General features: G+C 56.0%; 13 protein-coding genes. 8 read left to right on the plus strand and 5 right to left on the minus strand.

Annotated elements, in window-relative coordinates:
• Positions 1–73: 73 nt before the first annotated feature.
• The 4 genes from SADFL11_RS24305 to SADFL11_RS24320 all read left to right on the plus strand — a co-directional run bounded on the left by SADFL11_RS24305 (position 74) and on the right by SADFL11_RS24320 (position 4161).
• Positions 74–469, plus strand: a complete 396-nt coding sequence (locus SADFL11_RS24305) for a BlaI/MecI/CopY family transcriptional regulator (protein WP_008191933.1) — start codon at positions 74–76, stop codon at positions 467–469.
• Positions 456–1610 (plus strand): M56 family metallopeptidase, encoded by a 1155-nt coding sequence (locus SADFL11_RS24310; RefSeq protein ID WP_008188631.1) that lies wholly within the window; start codon positions 456–458, stop codon positions 1608–1610. Before SADFL11_RS24305 ends, SADFL11_RS24310 begins: the two co-directional genes overlap by 14 nt.
• A gap of 201 nt (positions 1611–1811) precedes the next feature.
• Positions 1812–2411 (plus strand): FMN-dependent NADH-azoreductase, encoded by a 600-nt coding sequence (locus SADFL11_RS24315; protein ID WP_040452379.1) that lies wholly within the window; start codon positions 1812–1814, stop codon positions 2409–2411.
• Between the two features lie 607 nt (positions 2412–3018).
• On the plus strand, positions 3019–4161 hold the full coding sequence (locus tag SADFL11_RS24320; RefSeq protein WP_008191751.1) for a DUF2336 domain-containing protein: 1143 nt from the start codon (positions 3019–3021) through the stop codon (positions 4159–4161).
• An 86-nt stretch (positions 4162–4247) separates the two neighbouring features.
• Here SADFL11_RS24320 and SADFL11_RS24325 read toward each other — a convergent pair whose 3' ends face one another.
• Positions 4248–4874, minus strand: coding sequence for a LysE family translocator (locus SADFL11_RS24325; protein WP_008197372.1), 627 nt, complete (start codon positions 4872–4874; stop codon positions 4248–4250).
• A gap of 296 nt (positions 4875–5170) precedes the next feature.
• Between SADFL11_RS24325 and SADFL11_RS24330 the strand changes: the two genes are divergently transcribed.
• Together SADFL11_RS24330 and SADFL11_RS24335 are read left to right on the plus strand one after the other, a co-directional pair.
• Positions 5171–5728, plus strand: a complete 558-nt coding sequence (locus tag SADFL11_RS24330; RefSeq protein ID WP_167579030.1) for an extensin-like domain-containing protein — start codon at positions 5171–5173, stop codon at positions 5726–5728.
• Between the two features lie 74 nt (positions 5729–5802).
• The gene (locus SADFL11_RS24335) at positions 5803–7023 is read left to right on the plus strand and encodes an alanine racemase (protein WP_008193984.1); all 1221 of its coding nucleotides are present in this window, start codon (positions 5803–5805) and stop codon (positions 7021–7023) included.
• Between the two features lie 128 nt (positions 7024–7151).
• Here the strand turns inward: SADFL11_RS24335 and SADFL11_RS24340 are convergent, their stop codons facing one another.
• Positions 7152–7622 (minus strand): BA14K family protein, encoded by a 471-nt coding sequence (locus SADFL11_RS24340; protein ID WP_040450870.1) that lies wholly within the window; start codon positions 7620–7622, stop codon positions 7152–7154.
• Positions 7623–7768: 146 nt separating this feature from the next.
• On the opposite strand from SADFL11_RS24340, the gene SADFL11_RS24345 reads away from it, so the two are divergent.
• A complete protein-coding gene (locus SADFL11_RS24345; protein WP_040450869.1) occupies positions 7769–8551 on the plus strand; it encodes a HugZ family pyridoxamine 5'-phosphate oxidase in 783 nt (260 codons plus the stop codon).
• Positions 8552–8569: 18 nt separating this feature from the next.
• Here the strand turns inward: SADFL11_RS24345 and SADFL11_RS24350 are convergent, their stop codons facing one another.
• The 3 genes from SADFL11_RS24350 to SADFL11_RS24360 all read right to left on the minus strand — a co-directional run bounded on the left by SADFL11_RS24350 (position 8570) and on the right by SADFL11_RS24360 (position 15448).
• Positions 8570–10324 (minus strand): methyl-accepting chemotaxis protein, encoded by a 1755-nt coding sequence (locus tag SADFL11_RS24350; protein ID WP_008189962.1) that lies wholly within the window; start codon positions 10322–10324, stop codon positions 8570–8572.
• 312 nt (positions 10325–10636) lie between these two features.
• Complete coding sequence (locus tag SADFL11_RS24355) at positions 10637–11644, minus strand: Tim44 domain-containing protein (RefSeq protein ID WP_008196804.1); 1008 nt, start codon at positions 11642–11644, stop codon at positions 10637–10639.
• Between the two features lie 219 nt (positions 11645–11863).
• Positions 11864–15448 carry a hydantoinase B/oxoprolinase family protein gene (locus tag SADFL11_RS24360; RefSeq protein WP_040452375.1) on the minus strand — a complete coding sequence of 1195 codons (3585 nt, stop codon included), beginning with the start codon at positions 15446–15448 and terminating at the stop codon, positions 11864–11866.
• Between the two features lie 194 nt (positions 15449–15642).
• On the opposite strand from SADFL11_RS24360, the gene SADFL11_RS24365 reads away from it, so the two are divergent.
• Positions 15643–16881, plus strand: coding sequence for a glycosyltransferase family 87 protein (locus tag SADFL11_RS24365; RefSeq protein WP_167579031.1), 1239 nt, complete (start codon positions 15643–15645; stop codon positions 16879–16881).
• Positions 16882–17264: the final 383 nt, after the last annotated feature.

Consider the following 17264-nt stretch of genomic DNA (forward strand, 5'->3'; position numbering starts at 1 on the left):
GGAAGTTTCGCAAGAGATGGTGCAAAAATAGGGATGTTAAGTTCCATCCGAACCGCATGATTGCAGGACGAGAATGAGAAAGCGTAAAAGCAACGAGTTGCTCACCGAAGTCGAACTGGAGTTCATGACTGAACTTTGGAAAATCGGCGAAGGTTCCGTGCGGGATGTCCTCGCATGTTTGCCGCCGGAGAGAAAACTTGCCTATACGTCCTGTGCAACGATCATGCGGATCCTGGATGAAAAGGGCTTCGTGGACAGCCGAAAAGATGGGAAGACACTGATCTATTCCCCGCGGCTCTCCAAAGATTCCTACCAGTCCCGTTCCTTGCGAAACTTGTCAGACAAGTTGTTTGACGGGACGCCCGCCTCGCTGGTGGCGCGTCTCGTCGACGACTACGATCTTTCGCAGAACGATCTGGAGGAAATAAGAGCGTTACTGGACAGGAGGAGGACAGATGACGCTACCTAACCAGATTTTCGATATCTACATCGACCTCAACATAACTTTCGCCATCACGGCGGTGGTTTGGCTGGTCGCGAAATTGGTCCTGGAGCGACTGGGCGTCAAACTGGCCTATTCCGTTCAGCTCGGTCTGTTGAATGGCTTGTTTGTCATCACCGCGCTCTCCCCGGGAGCCGTTGCCCTTTATCGTCACCTTCTGGATGCCGGTGTTGTTCCCGGCGCCATGTCCGTGAATTTGTCTGATATGGTCGTCTCGCAATATTTGCGGGGTGGTATTGCCATTCCGGCGCAGGATTTCCAGTCTCTTCTGGGCCTGCGAGGACAGCTGTCTTCGGAAATCCTGTCCCTGACCTCGGTGCTCGGCGCGGGGATCGTGTCAGTCTTCCTTGCAGGTGTCACGTTTTTCGGGCTGAAACTCGCCAAAGGCTTCATTCAGCTGAACCGGGCTTTGGCCTCATGTCATGTCTGGCGGGACCACGGCAGGCTCCGGCTTTTGCTCTCAGACACAGCCGTTGTTCCGTATTCGGCCCGCGGCCTGACCCGGAATTACGTGGTATTGCCAAGCGAGTTGCTAACCCAGAGCGAAGACCTCAAGCTGGTTCTGAAACATGAGTTTGAGCACCTGCGGCAAGGGGATGTGACGTGGGAGATCGGTCTGGAACTTCTGCGCCCGTTGTTTTTCTGGAACCCGTTCTTTTACATCTGGAAGTCGGAGGTCGAGCGCCTGCGTGAACTGGCTTGCGATCAAAAGGTCGCGGAGAACGCGCAAGTGGATCTGAAGTCCTATTGCATGTGCCTGTTGCGTGCCGCGAAGGCCGGAATTCAAAAGCGCGAAGCCTTTTCGAACCAAAACCGATCCAGCGTTGCAGCTGTCGCGCTGATCGAGGTGCAGGACCGCTTGCTTCGGCGCTCGCCATCCCAAAAGCTCCGCAGCCGTGTCGAAGCGTTGATGGAACAAGACCGCGCCAAGCCGCATACCTGGCTGGTGGCCATGGTGATTGTTCCGATGGCAGCGGTGGTGTTCCTCACCGGGCTGGCCATCCAAAAGCCTGCGGACTGGAGCCAGGATCGCTTGATGCTGTCAGCGATCATCAATCTGGAGCGTCTTGAGACGATCAATGCATTCGGCAAGGCGCCTTACCGGTAAACTGCGTTTTGTCTTGGCCAACGTTCAGGATCCCCGGCCTGACGCCGGGGATTTTTTTATCAGCCCGATTGGATCGATTGTTACGTGTCCTCGAATAAACCGTTCACAATTTAACATATAGTCGATCTTGGTTGAGTTTATTATCTCTTATTCATGAACAAACCGGCGATGTCCGCTGGCGACATGACTCTGGAGAGACCGATGAGCTCTGATGTTAAAACGATCCTGCATATTGACGCATCCGCACGCAAAACCGGCTCCGTAACGCGAGAGCTGACTGAGACGCTGGTCAAGTCGCTTGCGACGGCGAACCGGGATGCGAAGATCCTGACCCGCGACGTGTCTCAAGGTCTGCCGTTTATCGATGAGACCTGGGTCGGAGCAACTTTTACAGATCCGGCTGAGCGCACTCCCGAGCAGCGCTTGAAACTCGCCGTTTCCGATACGCTTGTTTCAGAGCTGAAGGCAGCGGACGTGGTTGTCATTGGTACACCGATTTACAATTTTTCGGTGCCTGCAGCTTTGAAGGCTTGGATCGATCAAGTCGCGCGCGCTCGGGAGACGTTCCAGTACACCGAGAACGGTCCTGTGGGTCTTTTGAAAGACAAAAAGGCGATCATAGCAGTGGCGTCCGGTGGTACACAGGCCGGGTCTGAAATCGACTTCGCAACGACCTACCTAAAGCACTTCCTTGGTTTCCTGGGCATCACTGATGTGACCGTGATCGCAGCCGATCAGCTGATGGTCAATCCGGACAAGCGCGCGGATGCGATATCGCTTGCGGAGCAACTGGCAGCCTAAGACGCGCAGCGTCCCGCTCCCAAACCCGAGAGAGAATGAAAAAACCGGCGCGGCTTCTTAAGCCCACGCCGGTTTTCCATGTTGTACGCCCCCGTGAATCTCTTTTCACGTTGTCTGCAACTCAGTCACTCACTCCGCTGCACTTAACATTTCGTGTTGCTCTTATGTGCAGCCGATCGGTGTTGTTTTGGTTGCTTTTTTCATTCCTCGTTGCAGATAAAAATTCCGGTCCAGCCTATTTTTGAAGCGCTTTGGCAGGCGCTACAATTCTATTTCCCTGCCGGACCAACCTCGAGATCTCAGATCAGTCCCAGAACAATTGCAGCCAAAAACGCAAAGGCTGCAAAGAATGCGATCATGTTCAGGTTACGTACAAGAGTCATCTGTATTCCTCCCGTCACATCGGTCACAGCCGCTGACATTAATGCAGTCTTAACGAGAAGCGAAGAAAAAAAGATGCTGCATCGCAGCGGTGTTTTATCCCTCAGGTTGCAGCCAAGTGATTTCGTGAATAAGGCAACTAAAATCTGGGCATCCCAGGTAGTGGTCTATTAAGCCGGTCGCGGTACTGTGTACACATCAACGCGTAGCGCGCTGCGGAGAGAGAATGACCGAATTGGCAAAGCTTGCTGATCTTGCAAAGGATTCAAGCACAGCAGGCCGCAAAAGCCTTATTGCAACGCTGACTGAGATGTTTCTGGCTGCTGGTGATGCCCGCGGTGAGAACGCGGCTTTTTTGTTCGGGGACATCGCTCTCAAATTATTGGGCGATCTGGAGGAAGACTCCCGGGCAGAGCTCGCCGAACGGGTCTCGAAAGACCATTTTGCGCCGCATCAACTCATGCTGGAATTGGCGAAAGATACCCTTGCTGTCGCTGAACCCGTCCTTACGAATTCGCCCGTTTTGAAGTCTGAGGACCTGGTTGAGATCGCTTCCGCGGCGTCCATGGACCATCTTGAAGCGATCGCAGAAAGAGTTCCGATTGAAGAGGCTGTAACTTCTGTCCTCGTTGATCGTGGAGATCCGTCCGTGTTGTCGAAGGTCGCTGCCAATGAGGGCGCGGTAATCGCTGATAACTCTTTCATGACAATCGTCGACAAGGTTGGCCGGGATGAAGCGGTGCAAGCCGCTTTGATCGGGCGGCCAGATCTGCCTCTTGAGGTCGGCCAGGTTCTTCTGCCGCTTTTGACCGAAGAGCTTCAAAAACAAGTGCTTGCATTGGGCAAAGACAATTATCTGGCACAGATGCTGGCGCAGGCCTCGAAGGAAAAGAAGAAAAACCAGCTGGAATCGATTGAGCGGGCAAAGCTCCAGGTGAAGGCGCTCGTCAAAGACATCAAAAGCGGCCGCCAAATGGTCGACGAGGCTGTCCGCAAGTTTGCAAAGGCAGGGCAGGCAACGGAACTTGCCCTTTTGCTGGCTGGATTGAGTGATCTGCCGCCTGCGGCTGTGTCTCAATTGCTGTTCAGCCCGAACGACAAACCGCTTATTATACTTTGCAAGGCCAACAATGTCAGGGCCGAGGCCTACAAGGACATCCTGATGATGCGGGCGCAGCGCCTGAACATTGGTGGAATGGAGTTGAACGAAGCGATCCAGCGCTTTGGACTCATGAGCGTTGAAGGTGCCAAGAGATCGCTGGAGGTACTGCGGCAAACATCTCAGGCCGCGGCCGCCAAGCCGGCAGGAACGGCAGGCGAGCCATCGTCTCAGTCACCGAAGAAAGCGCCTTTTGCTGCCCACAGGTGAGCCGCGGTCAAGGACTACGCCGTAACCCTTTGCATATCTTTGCCATGTCGATGAAAAATCTCTCCAGCGCTGGCGTTGTTGTGAGCTCAGCTGCTTGATCTTTGCAAGGTTGCCGTCATCGCGGCTGCAGAGATCAGAAATCCGCCGCCAACACGATTTATCAGCCTGAGCAAGGACGGGCTGCGAAGTTTCTGGCCGACGGCTGCTGCCGCGAACGCATAAACAGCGGCATTCACGATCCCAAGTACAACGAAGGTGATCCCCAGCAGGAACAGCTGCGGAACGACGGGGGCCTGCGGTGCGATGAAATGCGGCAGAAATGCCATGAAGAAGACAATACCCTTCGGGTTCAACGCCGTTACCACATAGGCGTGCCAGAAGATCTTGCCGGCCGGAATGTCGGCAACGGTGTGGGGCCCGAGCGCCGACGGACGGCTGCGCCACATCTTGAGGCCCAACCAGACGAGATAAGCCGCGCCGACCCATTTGAGCACTGTGAATGCCGTCGCTGATGCGGCCAGCAACGCGCCCAGGCCCAACAGCGAGGCGGCGGCAGCCGTTGCATCTCCAAGGCCCACTCCCATCACGCTTGCAGCCGCGGATTTCCGTCCTTGCGTCAACGCGTAGCTGACGACGAGCATGATCGTCGGGCCGGGAATGGCCAAAACGATGAGGGTTGCAGCGACATAAGCGAGATAAAGTTCAAGGGTCATTTTGGTACCAATCTTCATTCTGGTTCGCGACCATAGACCTCTGGACCGAAATCGACAATGATATCGGTGTGATCGTCGCAGCCGGATCGGACGAAATGCAGGCTTTGATTTTTTTGTTATGTTTTAGCTTGTTTGCTGCCTTTTCACCGGCCTTTGGTAAGGAAGTTTCTCCTCCAGCCCCCTCTTCAAAGCCGCTCGCACCAGGCACTCAAGACCGATTTGTTGAAGGTGTCGACCTGCCGAGGAAAAAGCCGGACGCAGAACCAGGCAAGCCCGCAGACCCAATGATCCAGCGGGTGACTGAACAAATCTGCAACCTGCCGAGTGTGACATTTGTTCAACGCGTGCCGATCGAGACGGACAACGGCTGCGGATTTGAAAATGTTGTCGCCGTGACCAAAGTCGGCTTGAAAAGCGGAGATGAAATCTCCTTTCCAGGACCTGTCATGATCACATGCGAGTTTGCACGGGTGGTGGCGGATTGGATCCGGCAAGATGTTCTTCCGGCTGCCCGCAATGAGTTGGGCATGGACGTCACCGGGCTCCTGACAGGACCGGGATATCAGTGCCGGCGCCGCGACAATCTCCCGGATGGGAAGCTTTCCGAGCACGCACTTGGCAAGGCGGTCGACGTATCCGGTTTCCGGCTCGCAAATGGGGATGTCATTTCGGTTATGAAAGACTGGCCGGAACCGGAGACGGCCCCGGGCAAGTTTCTAAGGGCAGTCCATGCAGCAGCTTGCAAGCGCTTTACAACCGTACTGGGGCCGGATGCCGATCCCAACCATGAAGCTCATTTTCATCTGGATACGGGCTGTCACGGCAAGGACTGTACCTATCTCATTTGTCAGTAATTTCCGGTCACGGCTTGCAATCTTAGCCATGGCTTGTTCCTCTCATCGTCATGATGAAACGATCGGAGCCACGTATGGAGCGTTACAAAACTGCTGCTGAAGTTGCCTTGGACTTGCGTCCGGATCACCCAATTTATTGTTTCCGGCCATCGGTGCTCCGCGCGGATGCGCAGAACTTCAAAAAGCTGTTTCCTGGGAAAACAGCATATGCCGTAAAAACCAACGGTGAACCCTTTGTTCTGAAGGAATTGGCGGCGGCGGGGTATGATTGTTTTGATGTGGCATCTCCGGCAGAGTTTGCCGCCGTGCGTGAAGCATCGCCGAAGGCGGAGATGCTCTACATGCACCCGATCAAGGCGCAATCCGATATCCGTCTCGCCCTGGAACAATACGGTATCCGGGTAATGTCACTCGACCATGAAGACGAGGTGGCAAAGATCCTCCGGATTGTCCGGGCTCTGGATATAGATCCCGCGAAAATCACACTGTTTGTGCGGATCGCTACCAAGGGCCATGCAGCGTATGAGTTGTCGAAGAAATTTGGCGCTGCGCCGGGACATGCTGTTGAACTTCTGCAACGCATTCACAGGATCGGCTTCAAGTGCGGTCTCTGTTTCCACGTCGGCAGTCAGATTGAGGAGCCGGAAACCTATGAGCGGGCACTGGCCTCAGCTGATTGGATCCGCTCCCGCGCTGGCGTTCCGATTGTCGAGCTTGATGTTGGCGGCGGTTTTCCTGCTGTTTACGGCCATGATCCGAGACGCAAGGTACCCGATTTGCCGACCCTTGAAGAGTTGATGGGACAAATCCGCTCAGACATTGCCGAATGGGCGTTTGACGATATTCCGTTGGTGGCAGAACCAGGCCGGGTCGTCGTGGCAAGGTCCATATCCCTGATCGTCCGGGTGCTTTTGAAGAAAGGCCGGCGGCTCTATATCAATGATGGGATTTGGGCGTCTCTCTCGGACAGCTGGACCGGCAAAATCACCTTGCCGGCCCGCTTTATCCCGGACCCTGCGCGGCGCACACGCTCTGGCAAGGCCGGCAACATCGTGCCGTTTAAGGTCTGCGGGGCAACCTGTGACAGCGTTGATATTCTCTCCCGGCCGTTCTGGCTTCCAGAGACGGTGGACACCGGGGATTGGATCGAAATCGGCCATATCGGCGCATACAGCCTGTCTCTCAGGACACGGTTTAACGGCTTCTACCCAGATACGGTTATCGAGGTGGATACTCCGTTTGATGCGGGTGAAGAACCGGAAAGCTTTGCCTCAATCGAGACGATGGCTGACTAGGCAGGTCGCAAGACGCTTAAACCAAAAAGCGGCGGCAGCGGGTGGCCAGTTCGGCTGGCCTGTCGCTGTGCGCCTCAGGTCATTGAGGTCTCGAGGGATAGTATTTCCACCCTCCGAGTGTCTGCTATTTACTGGCAGAATTTTTGAACGCCGCTGTAGGTGGTGAATGTTCCGGTCGATGGATTGAAAGACCGGTACTTCGACGAACAATAGTCGTACCAGGCCGGGCTCCAGGGTTGAAATCCGACCGGTCCACTTACGGGACCCGGATAAGGCGCACGCGGGTAGGGATATGCCGGGCCACGGGGCGGGCCAGCATAGGACGGCTTGCTGGTTGCCCCCAAAATGATTGCACCGGCAGCAAGTCCAATGACACCGGCTGCGATGGCCGCGCCAACGTTGTTGTTGTTCTTGTGCTTATGAATATGTTTGTGCTTGTGATTATGCCGGTTGTGTCCGCGGTGCGGGCGATGGCCCTCATGCCAGCCGCCACCATGGCGCCAGCCATCGCGCGGGCCTGCTTCTGCGGCAGATACCGCCGGCAACATTAGGGCGCCGGTCAGGGCAACGGCCAGGATGCGTTTAGCGAAGGTTTGCATCGATTTACTCTCCGTTTGGGGCGCGCCATTTGCGCTGCCGTGATTTGATGATGCAACATTGCCCAAAGCGCGCTGAACCGGTCCTGAGATCGCCGTTCATCTTGTGTTCAGGTTTCTCAGGTTGTGTGTCCCAAGCAGGAGGCCGCATGGCAGATAGTCAGGAAAATCAAGCAAATAACGAAAAGTCGGTGATCCGGGATACGGATGACGAGGCCCGGAAACTGGCCAAAGAATTGATCCGGACGGCCCGCTTCGGCGCCTTGGCAGCCTTGGAACCTGACACCGGATGTCCCCTTGCGAGCCGGGTTGCCGTTGCAACAGATCTTGATGGAACGCCGGTGATCCTCACCAGCACTTTGTCCGGTCACACAAGTGCGATCCTCGCCAACCCCGCCTGTTCGTTGCTGGTTGGTGAACCGGGGAAAGGGGACCCGCTAGCCCATCCGAGAATTTCTTTGTTCTGCAAAGCGCGCCGTGTAGAGCGGGAAACCGAAGAGCATGCGCGTTTGCGCCGGCGCTACCTCTCTCGCAACCCCAAGGCCGAGCTTTATGTAGATTTCGGTGATTTCTCGTTCTTTGCCCTGGATCTACAGCGGGCCAGCCTGAATGGTGGCTTCGGCAAGGCGTTTGAACTCGGCAAGGATGATCTTCTGACCGATGCTGCCGACGTGCAGGCCTGGTCGGCGATGGAAAGCGGCGCGGTCGATCACATGAACGAGGACCACCGCGACGCCATCAAACTTTATGCCGAAGTTCTCCTGAAAGCCGAAGACGCCAACTGGCGGCTTGCCTGCCTCGACCCTGAGGGGCTCGACCTCGTGGCGGGAGATCGGATTGTGCGCCTGTGGTTCAAGGAGCGGCTCGCAGATCCCGCACGGCTTCGGGAAACCCTGGTTGCGCTGGCGCTCCAGGCCCGTAATCAGGATTGAGCAGGCAGCTGGGCGGTCTCAAGCCGCTCGGAGATGCCCCAGAAAGTCATCAAGGCTTGTTTGGACCGTGTTGATTTGAGTTGCGACGAGCTCAACCCCGCCCACGACATCTTTCAGTTTTTCACCGGAAGCCTCGGCCGAGCGGTTAACCTGGGTAATGTTTTCTGAAATCTCCGTGCTGCCATGCGCCACTTCCGAGGCGTTCTTGGCGATCTCGGACGTCACTGCGTCCTGTTCTTCAATCGCCGAGGCAATGCCAGCGATCTTGTCGCGGACATCGGTCATGGAGCGCACCACATCTTGAATGGAAACCGAGCAGGAAGCCGCGCCAGACTGAACTCCGGTCAGCTGAGAGCCGATCTGTTCGGTCGCTTGGCCGGTTTGTGTGGCTAGGGCTTTGACTTCGGACGCAACGACCGCGAACCCTTTTCCGGCTTCTCCTGCACGGGCTGCTTCGATCGTGGCATTCAAGGCCAGCAGGTTGGTTTGACCGGCAATATCCGTGATGAGCTTAAGCACATCATTGATCTCACTCGCTGCAACCGACAGGGACGAGACGGTTTCTTCCGAGGTTTCAGCTTGTTTGGAGGTCTGGTCCGTTGATGTGTTCGCTAAGGTAACCTGCCGGGCAATCTCCTGGATCGAAGCGGCAAGTTCTTCGGCGGCTGATGCGACGGACTGGACGCTGGCCGTGGATTGTTCAGCAGCTGCGGCGACCGTATGGGAGCGATTGATCGTATCGGAACTCATTTGAGCAAGATCATCCGCGTGCACCGACAGTTTTTGTAAGGCCGATTGAACTTCCGAGCAGCTGGTCATCATCACCCGCTCCAGTTCGTCCGCCAAACGCAAGCGTGTCTCCCGCCGCTCCTCAACAGCGCGCTCTTCTTCTTCGCGGGCTTGGGTCTGTAACCGTTGCATTTCAATTGTGTTTTGCCGGAAGACTTCAAAAGCCTCGGCAACCGCGCCAATCTCATCGCGCGACCTGACTTTGACTGAAACGTCCGTATCGCCATTGGCCAGGCTTTTCAGGCCGTTGGAGACCTCCTTCAACGGCATAGCAATACCGAAACGCGCATAGAGGACCGAGCCGGTCACACAGAGACCAAGAGAGATGACGGCTGTCCAGATGATCTGCTGAAAAGCCTGTTTTTCATGGGCTTCTGCAGCCTGAGCCGCTGCCAGAGTAAATTGCTCGATTTCCTGAAGAAGGGCGATCAGTTCCCGGTCAAGACGTTCCTGTTCTTCCTCTAAGGTGAGGACGATCGCAGCTGCTGCGGCCAAGTCTTCTGCATCTATGTAATGCAGGACTTCATCAACGTGTGACTTGTATTGCGCGTATTCGGCCTCGATCCGTTTGAGTTGATTGAGGGCACTTTCAAACTCTGTCCTTTCAATCTCTGAAGCGGCATTGTCCAGGGCATATTTTGCCAGGTCCTCAGCTTTCAGGATTTCGTCAGCGACCTGGACCTCAAGTTTCAAGATTGCAGATTTGACATCGCCAATTGCGTGCTTCTCTTCGCCAGCTTCCAGGCCGGAAAGACGCATGAGACGTTCGACGAGGGCAGCTTGTTCCAGTTGATGGTTGGTAACGTGACTGATCGCTGTTGTCAGCGGAATGTCTTTTTCGGCAATGTTGGTCAGTTCCTTGCCAATCATGGACATCTGGTAGACGGAGACACCCGCCACCACGATGAGCCCAGCACAAAGAAAGGCGACCAGCCCAAGTATTTTCGTTGCAACCGTTGCGGATACCTGACGTGAAAGTGCCATCGCAGAATCTCCTGCGCTTATTGATTGGAAGGTCCTAAAAACGCTACGTAATTTTATGTAGACTGATGCTGATCAGTTGAAGAAACGGTAAATTTTATCGTTCAAAGAAAAAGTTTTGCAATTTATGATAGAATTCACGATGACGAAACTACAAAAATTCAATCCTGTGAAAATAAGGTGGTCAGTTCTCGGCATCGGGCGTTGCTGCTGACACACGAGCGTTTCGATTTTGGTTTGAAACTTATGCCTAAGGGCAGGTTTACCCAGCACTCCGCCGTGCCGGATGGAGGGCACGGCGGAGGGTTTGCTGGTTTACCCAGTTCCCTGGATGGCGGACAGCAGCCAGTCACCGCCGGAGCTGCGGACGAATGTCCAGACTTCTGTGCTTTCGGAAGGCGCATCCGGGTCTCCGGAAATGACCTCATGACTGTCCCGTTTGGCGATGTAATCGACTGCGCTGTAGCGCATAGCGACTGTTACATAGTCATTTCCATTTTCGTTCCAGGATTCGGCAACATCGCCCTGGAGCAGTTTGACATCCGAAACAACGTTCTTTTTGCCGGCTGAGGCGAGTTCGCCGAGTTCTTCTGCCAGATAGGACATGGCTTCCGGTGTTGCCAGCTGGCGCAACGCGGCATAGTCCTCACTGGCGTAGGCGGACTGAACTTCGCTCAGCATGTCCTCAAACCGGTCAAGGTCTGCTGCTGTTGCCTCATAAGGCTGGGTTGCCGGCTGGTCAAAGGTTTGAGAAGTTGAGCCACTGGCTCCACCACCGCCAAAGCTGAACGGGGTTGCCTGAGATGCGTTCTGGTCTGGTGCTGGTTGGTTGGGCGCCCGTTCAAAAGGGTTTGGGCCAGCGGTTGCCGGTTGTTGCCGGGAGCGAAAGAAGCGCATGGCGAGGCTGACCAGCAAAACGATAAGGCCGACTTGAAGGATCAGGCCGAGGAACCCGGCGAAGCCGCCAAGGCCGCCGCCAAACAGCATTCCGACGAGACCTCCGAGCATTAAGCCGCCAAGCAAGGCGCCTCCGAACCCGCCAAAGAGGCCAGGGCGCTGTGCATTTGCAGCTTGTCCGCCAGCGCCCGGAGTGGTCCGCTGTGTCTGTGCAGGCTGGGGCGTCATAGACCGTTGAACGGGTGCTGCTGTTTCCGGCGCGGTTTTGGTCGCGGGCGGTGCGGAGTAGGTTTTGCTGCCTCTGCTGCCAAATCCGCCGAACCCGCCTTTTCGGGCTTCGGCATAGTCAGTTGCGGCAAACATCGTTGCGATCGCAACGATCATGAAGGCTGTCGTCTTGCGCAGGCGGCGGGCGGCAGCAGGCATTTTCGTCTCCTCTTGAGGGCCATTTTGGCCGGTTGCAGCAGATGTAGGGATTTCCCTATCAATTGCCAGCGGTGAGAGTGGGTCTTTGTGGCGAAAACAAAGAAATTTCATGTTGAGGCAGGCTAGGAAAATGCATCTTGGGAAACCGTAAGTCGGGCTCAGAAAACAAAAGAGGGCGGGGATCATCCCCGCCCTCGAATATATAACTTTGGCAGAAGGTTAGGCCTTGCCCCAGCCGCCAGCTGTTGGGGTGATGACCGTGACGGCTTCACCCGGCTCCAGAATGGTCTGATCGCAGCCCTTGAGCGGCTGTACCGTTCCGTCCAGACGGCGGACCTCGGTGCGGCCAAGTTCGCCGTTCTCGCCGCCTTCCATGCCTTTCGGCTCGATGGTGCGGTGGGAGCCAAGGATGGCGCAGTCCATCTTTTCCAGAAAACGCAACGTACGTTTGGTGCCGTCACCCGCCGACCATTTGCCCTTGCCGCCGGAGCCTTTCCGGATGTGGAAATCCTCCAGAAGCACAGGGAAGCGGAACTCCAGGACTTCCGGATCGGTCAGGCGCGAGTTGGTCATGTGCACATGAACACCGTCCGTACCCTTGAAGCCGGGGCCTGCCGGGGAGCCTGAGCAGATGGTTTCATAGTACTGGTAGGTGTCGTTGCCGAAGGTCAGGTTGTTCATCGACCCTTGGCTGTTTGCCATCGCGCCAAGTGCTGCAAAGACTGCATTGGTGACGTGCTGGGACGTCTCCACATTGCCCGCAACAACGGCTGCCGGATAAGACGGGCGCAACATGCAATCGTCCGGGATGATGATGTTGATCGGCTTCAGGCAGCCGGCGTTCATCGGGATATCGCCGTCAACCATCACGCGGAAGCAATAGAGGATTGCAGCCCGGGTGACCGGTTCTGGCGCATTGAAGTTGTTCGGCTTAACGGCGGAGGTGCCGGTGAAATCGACCGTTGCCTCGCGCTTGTCTTTATCGACCGTGATCTTGACCTTGATGGTTGAGCCTTGGTCTGTCGGGTATTCGTACTCTGAGTCTTTCAGGGCTTCGATGACCCGCCGCACGCTCTCTTCGGCGTTGTCCTGAACATGGCCCATATAGGCCTGAACGACGTCCAGACCGAAGTGGGACACCATCTTGCGCAATTCCTGAATGCCCTTTTCATTGGCCGCGACCTGTGCGGAGAGGTCGGCAACGTTCTGATGCGGGTTTCTGGCCGGATAGGCGTGATCCGTCAGCAGGTTGACGAGTTCGGCCTCGCAGAAACGGCCCTGATCGACGAGCTTGAAGTTGTCGAAGAGGACACCTTCCTCGTCCACCTTGGTGGCAAGCGGGGTCATGGAACCCGGCGCGGAGCCGCCGACATCTGCGTGGTGACCGCGGGACGCGGCCCAGAACAGGATCTCCTTGCCTGCATTGTCGAAAACCGGCGAGACGACCGTGATGTCCGGCAGGTGTGTGCCGCCATTATACGGAGCGTTCAGCGCAAACACATCGCCCGGCTTGATCTTGCCCATGTTCAGCTTGATCACGGTTTCAACGGACCGGTCCATGGACCCAAGGTGCACCGGCATGTGCGGCGCGTTGGCGACCAGGGCGCCGCTGGCATCAAAGACGGCGCAGGAGAAGTCAAGGCGTTCCTTGATGTTCACCGAATAGGCTGTGTTCTGCAGCGTGACACCCATCTGTTCGGCGATGGACATGAAGAGGTTGTTGAACACCTCCAGCATGACCGGATCGGCGTGGGTGCCGATGGCGTCGGCCCGCTTGAGCGGCACAACCCGGTGAAGGATGACATGATCCTTGGCGTTGATCTCGGCCTGCCAGCCATCTTCGACGGCAATGGTCGCATGCGGTTCAATGATCACCGCCGGACCCATGACTTTCATACCGGGCTTGAGGGTCTCACGCTTGAAGATACCGGCATCATGCCACTGGCCTTCGGAGTAAATCCGTGTGCCTTTTGCTGCGGCTGGAACATCGGACGCCAAGGTAAGGTCCGGCTCGACAAGACCTGCGCCGCCGCCGGCGGTTTCCACCTCAAGGGCTTCGACCACCACCGGCTTGTTGTCATAGGCAAAGCCGAATTGCTTCTTGTGCGCATCCTCAAAGGCTGCGCGCATTTCATCAACTGTGCCGAGAAGAACAGGCAGGGGGGTGTCGGTGCCGTCATAGCGCAAATGTGCAGTCGCGACCGTCCGGCGGGCGTCTTCTGTCACACCCTGTCTGTCGAGTTCGGCTTCGGTCTGGGCGCTGAGGTCCTTGCGCAGCGCATCCAGCTCGGGAAGCAGCTCCTCGGTCATGGTTTTGACGACCGCTTTTTGACGGTCAGCGCGAATGTCGGCAAGGCCCATGCCGTAGGCGGACAAGATGCCGGAGAACGGATGCAGGATGACCGTCTTCATGCCGAGGCTGTCGGCGACCTTGCAGCCGGTCTGGCCGCCCGCGCCGCCAAAGCAGGTCAGGGCGTATTCGGTGACATCATAGCCGCGCTGAACGGAAATCTTCTTGATGGCATTTGCCATGTTTTCGACAGCGATTTTCAGGAAGCCGTCAGCGACTTCCTCCGGTGCCCGGCCGTCACCGATCTGGCTTGCCAGTGTGGCAAACCTCTCACGCACCACATCGCCATCCAGCGGCTGATCCTGGTTCGGGCCGAAGATTTTCGGAAAGAATTCCGGCGCCAGTTTGCCGGTCATCAGGTTCGCATCGGTGACGGTCAAAGGACCGCCGCGGCGGTAACAAGCGGGGCCCGGGTTGGCGCCCGCACTGTCCGGACCGACCTTGAACCGGCCGTCCGCATAATGGAGGATCGAGCCGCCGCCAGCTGCGACCGTGTGGATCATCATCATCGGCGCGCGCATGCGCACACCGGCAACTTCCGTTTCAAAGGCGCGCTCATAGTCGCCATCATAGTGGCAGACATCCGTTGAGGTGCCGCCCATGTCGAAGCCGATGATCTTGTCATAACCGGCCATTGCCGAGGTTTCGACAGCACCGACAACACCGCCCGCCGGACCGGAGAGGATCGCGTCCTTGCCCTGAAACAGGTCCGCAGCAGTCAGACCGCCGGAGGACTGCATGAACATCAGGCGCGGGCCTTCGCCCAGCTCTTCCTGAACTTGGTTCACATAACGGCGCAGGATCGGAGACAGGTAGGCATCAACGATGGTGGTGTCGCCGCGACCGACCAGTTTCATCAGCGGCGAGACTTCATGAGAGACCGAAATCTGCGGGAAGCCGATCTCTTGGGCGATTTTCTTCAGAGCTTGCTCGTGGGCCGGGTAGGCGTAAGCGTGCATCAGGACGATTGCGATGGAACGGATCCCAGCGTCCCAAGCGGCCTGCATTTCGCTACGGGCCCGTGCTTCATCAAGAGCCTGTTCGAGAGTGCCGTCAGCCTGCACGCGTTCCGAAATCTCATAGACGCGCTCATAAAGCAGTTCCGGCTTGATGATTTCCTTGGCGAAGATGTGCGGGCGGGCCTGATAGCCGATCTCCAGCGCGTCCCGGAAACCGCGCGTGATGAAGAGGGCGGTGCGCTCACCCTTGCGCTCCAGCAGCGCGTTGGTGGCAACGGTTGTGCCCATCTTGACCGTCGCGACCTTGTCCGACGGGATTGGTTGACCCTTTTCAACGCCGAGAAGTTCGCGAATGCCTTGAATGGCGGCATCACGGTAGGCTTCCGGGTTTTCTGACAAGACCTTGTGTGGATGGAGGGTTCCGTCCGGTGCGCGGCCAACGATGTCCGTAAATGTGCCGCCGCGATCGATCCAAAAGTCCCACTTGGCTGTCATTTTATCCCTCATCTTTATGTTTTCCTGCCGGCGATAGACCTGCCGGGCAGACGCGTTATCCGCCATCGATGGATTTATGCTGACATTTTATCGATAAAATGTCGATGAAAAAATCGAATTTTCTTTTACCCGGAGTTTAAGGCTTGTTTTGTATGCGTCTTTTTGAGGGAGCCAAAGCGCGGGATGATGTGCACATGAAGAGTACTGGTGGTTCAAACCCGCTCACCGAGTCGGGAACGTTCCGCTATGGATTGCGCATGAGTAATCCAGTGGCGGACAGTGTTCTCATGTTCACTCTGACTTTTGTTGGGGCTGTGCTGGTTCTGAGGTTTGGGTTTGAAATATTAAAGATGGTCTTCGCGGAACGTCCCATGTTTCCGGACTTCGTGAGTTTCTGGTCTGCGGGTTTTTTTGCGGTCCAGGGAGCCGCAGTTGAGGCCTACAATTATCAGCTTCTAAATTCATTTCAGTTTGAAGAGTTCGGTCAAGGAGAACTCCCATTTCTCTATCCGCCGACCTGGTTGATGGTGATTTCGCCATTTTCCATGTTGCCTTATCGGCCCTCTGCGCTTTTGTTTGAGGCGCTTCAAGTCATCGCGTTGGCAGTGGCTTGCAGGTATTTGCTGCGTGACCGGGCAATTCTCTGGATCCTGATTTTCTTTCCGACAGTGATCTCCGGGATCATTCACGGGCAAAACGCCGTGCTCAATACTGCGCTATTGGCCGGAGCACTTGGAGCGCTGGATCGTGATCGGCCGGTTCTTGCCGGCATTCTGATTGGATTGCTGAGCTACAAGCCTCAATTGGGAATCTTGATCCCGTTTGCACTTTTGGCCGGTCGTGAATACCGAGCATTTGCATCAGCCGCCGTGACGACCTTGTTATTTGCCACTGCTAGCTGGGTTGTCTTTGGGGCGGAGGTCTGGCGCGCGTTTATTGAGACCATTGCGTTTGCTCGCGACTGGCTGGAAAGCGGCCAAACGCCGGCAAACAAATATGCCTCCATTCTAGGTTGGTTACGCCAATTCGGGGTTGGAAACACGGCTGGAATGATTGTACAAGTTGGCTTCGCTTTGGCATCGGTTGGAGCTGTTGTGTGGTCATGGCGCCAGGATCTGCCGATGACCCTCAAGGGCAGTTTACTGGTTATCGGGACATGCCTCTCTACGCCTTACTTGCTGGACTATGATCTGGCTCTTTTGGTTATTCCTGTGTTGCTGCTTATCCAGCAGGGGAATGAGAGCGGGTATCTGAGTTTTGAGAAATTAAGCATTGCGCTCGCCGTGTTTAGCTTCCTTTTTACAAGCCTCTGGGGCGTCCAAATGCCTATTACGGCGATTGGGGTGCCATCGATTGTTTTGTTTGCTCTCGTTCTGCGCCGCGCTGTCGTGGGGCAGCGGGCAGGTTTTGGCCAGACCAGCTGTCCCGCATGAGACATCATCGTTTGCCAAGTTCGCCCACCATTCTAAAACCGATCTTCAGGTCTACGACCGATCTACCGGGCTAGATAAACCTTAGCAGCACCCCTTAGCAGTCCTAAAACGGGTCTCCGCGGCACCTCGGATATCATTGCAGAGGTGAGGCGAAGACATACATATACGCGGTATGGTAGAGAAGGCCTAATTTACCTTTCAATAATTGTATTAAAACATCCAATTCTGTGTCGGAGAATTCGAGTTACTCCCCGGGAGGCTTTGTTTTTCCGTGCTTCTGAGATTTTTGAAAAGAATTTATCGATAAAATGTTGATGTTTTATCTTTTCCGGATTAGCGTTTAGTTGGCAGCCGTGGATGGGCGTTCGCAGAAAACGCCGTCA

Origin of the sequence: Roseibium alexandrii DFL-11, assembly GCF_000158095.2 — a bacterium.
Lineage (GTDB): Bacteria > Pseudomonadota > Alphaproteobacteria > Rhizobiales > Stappiaceae > Roseibium > Roseibium alexandrii.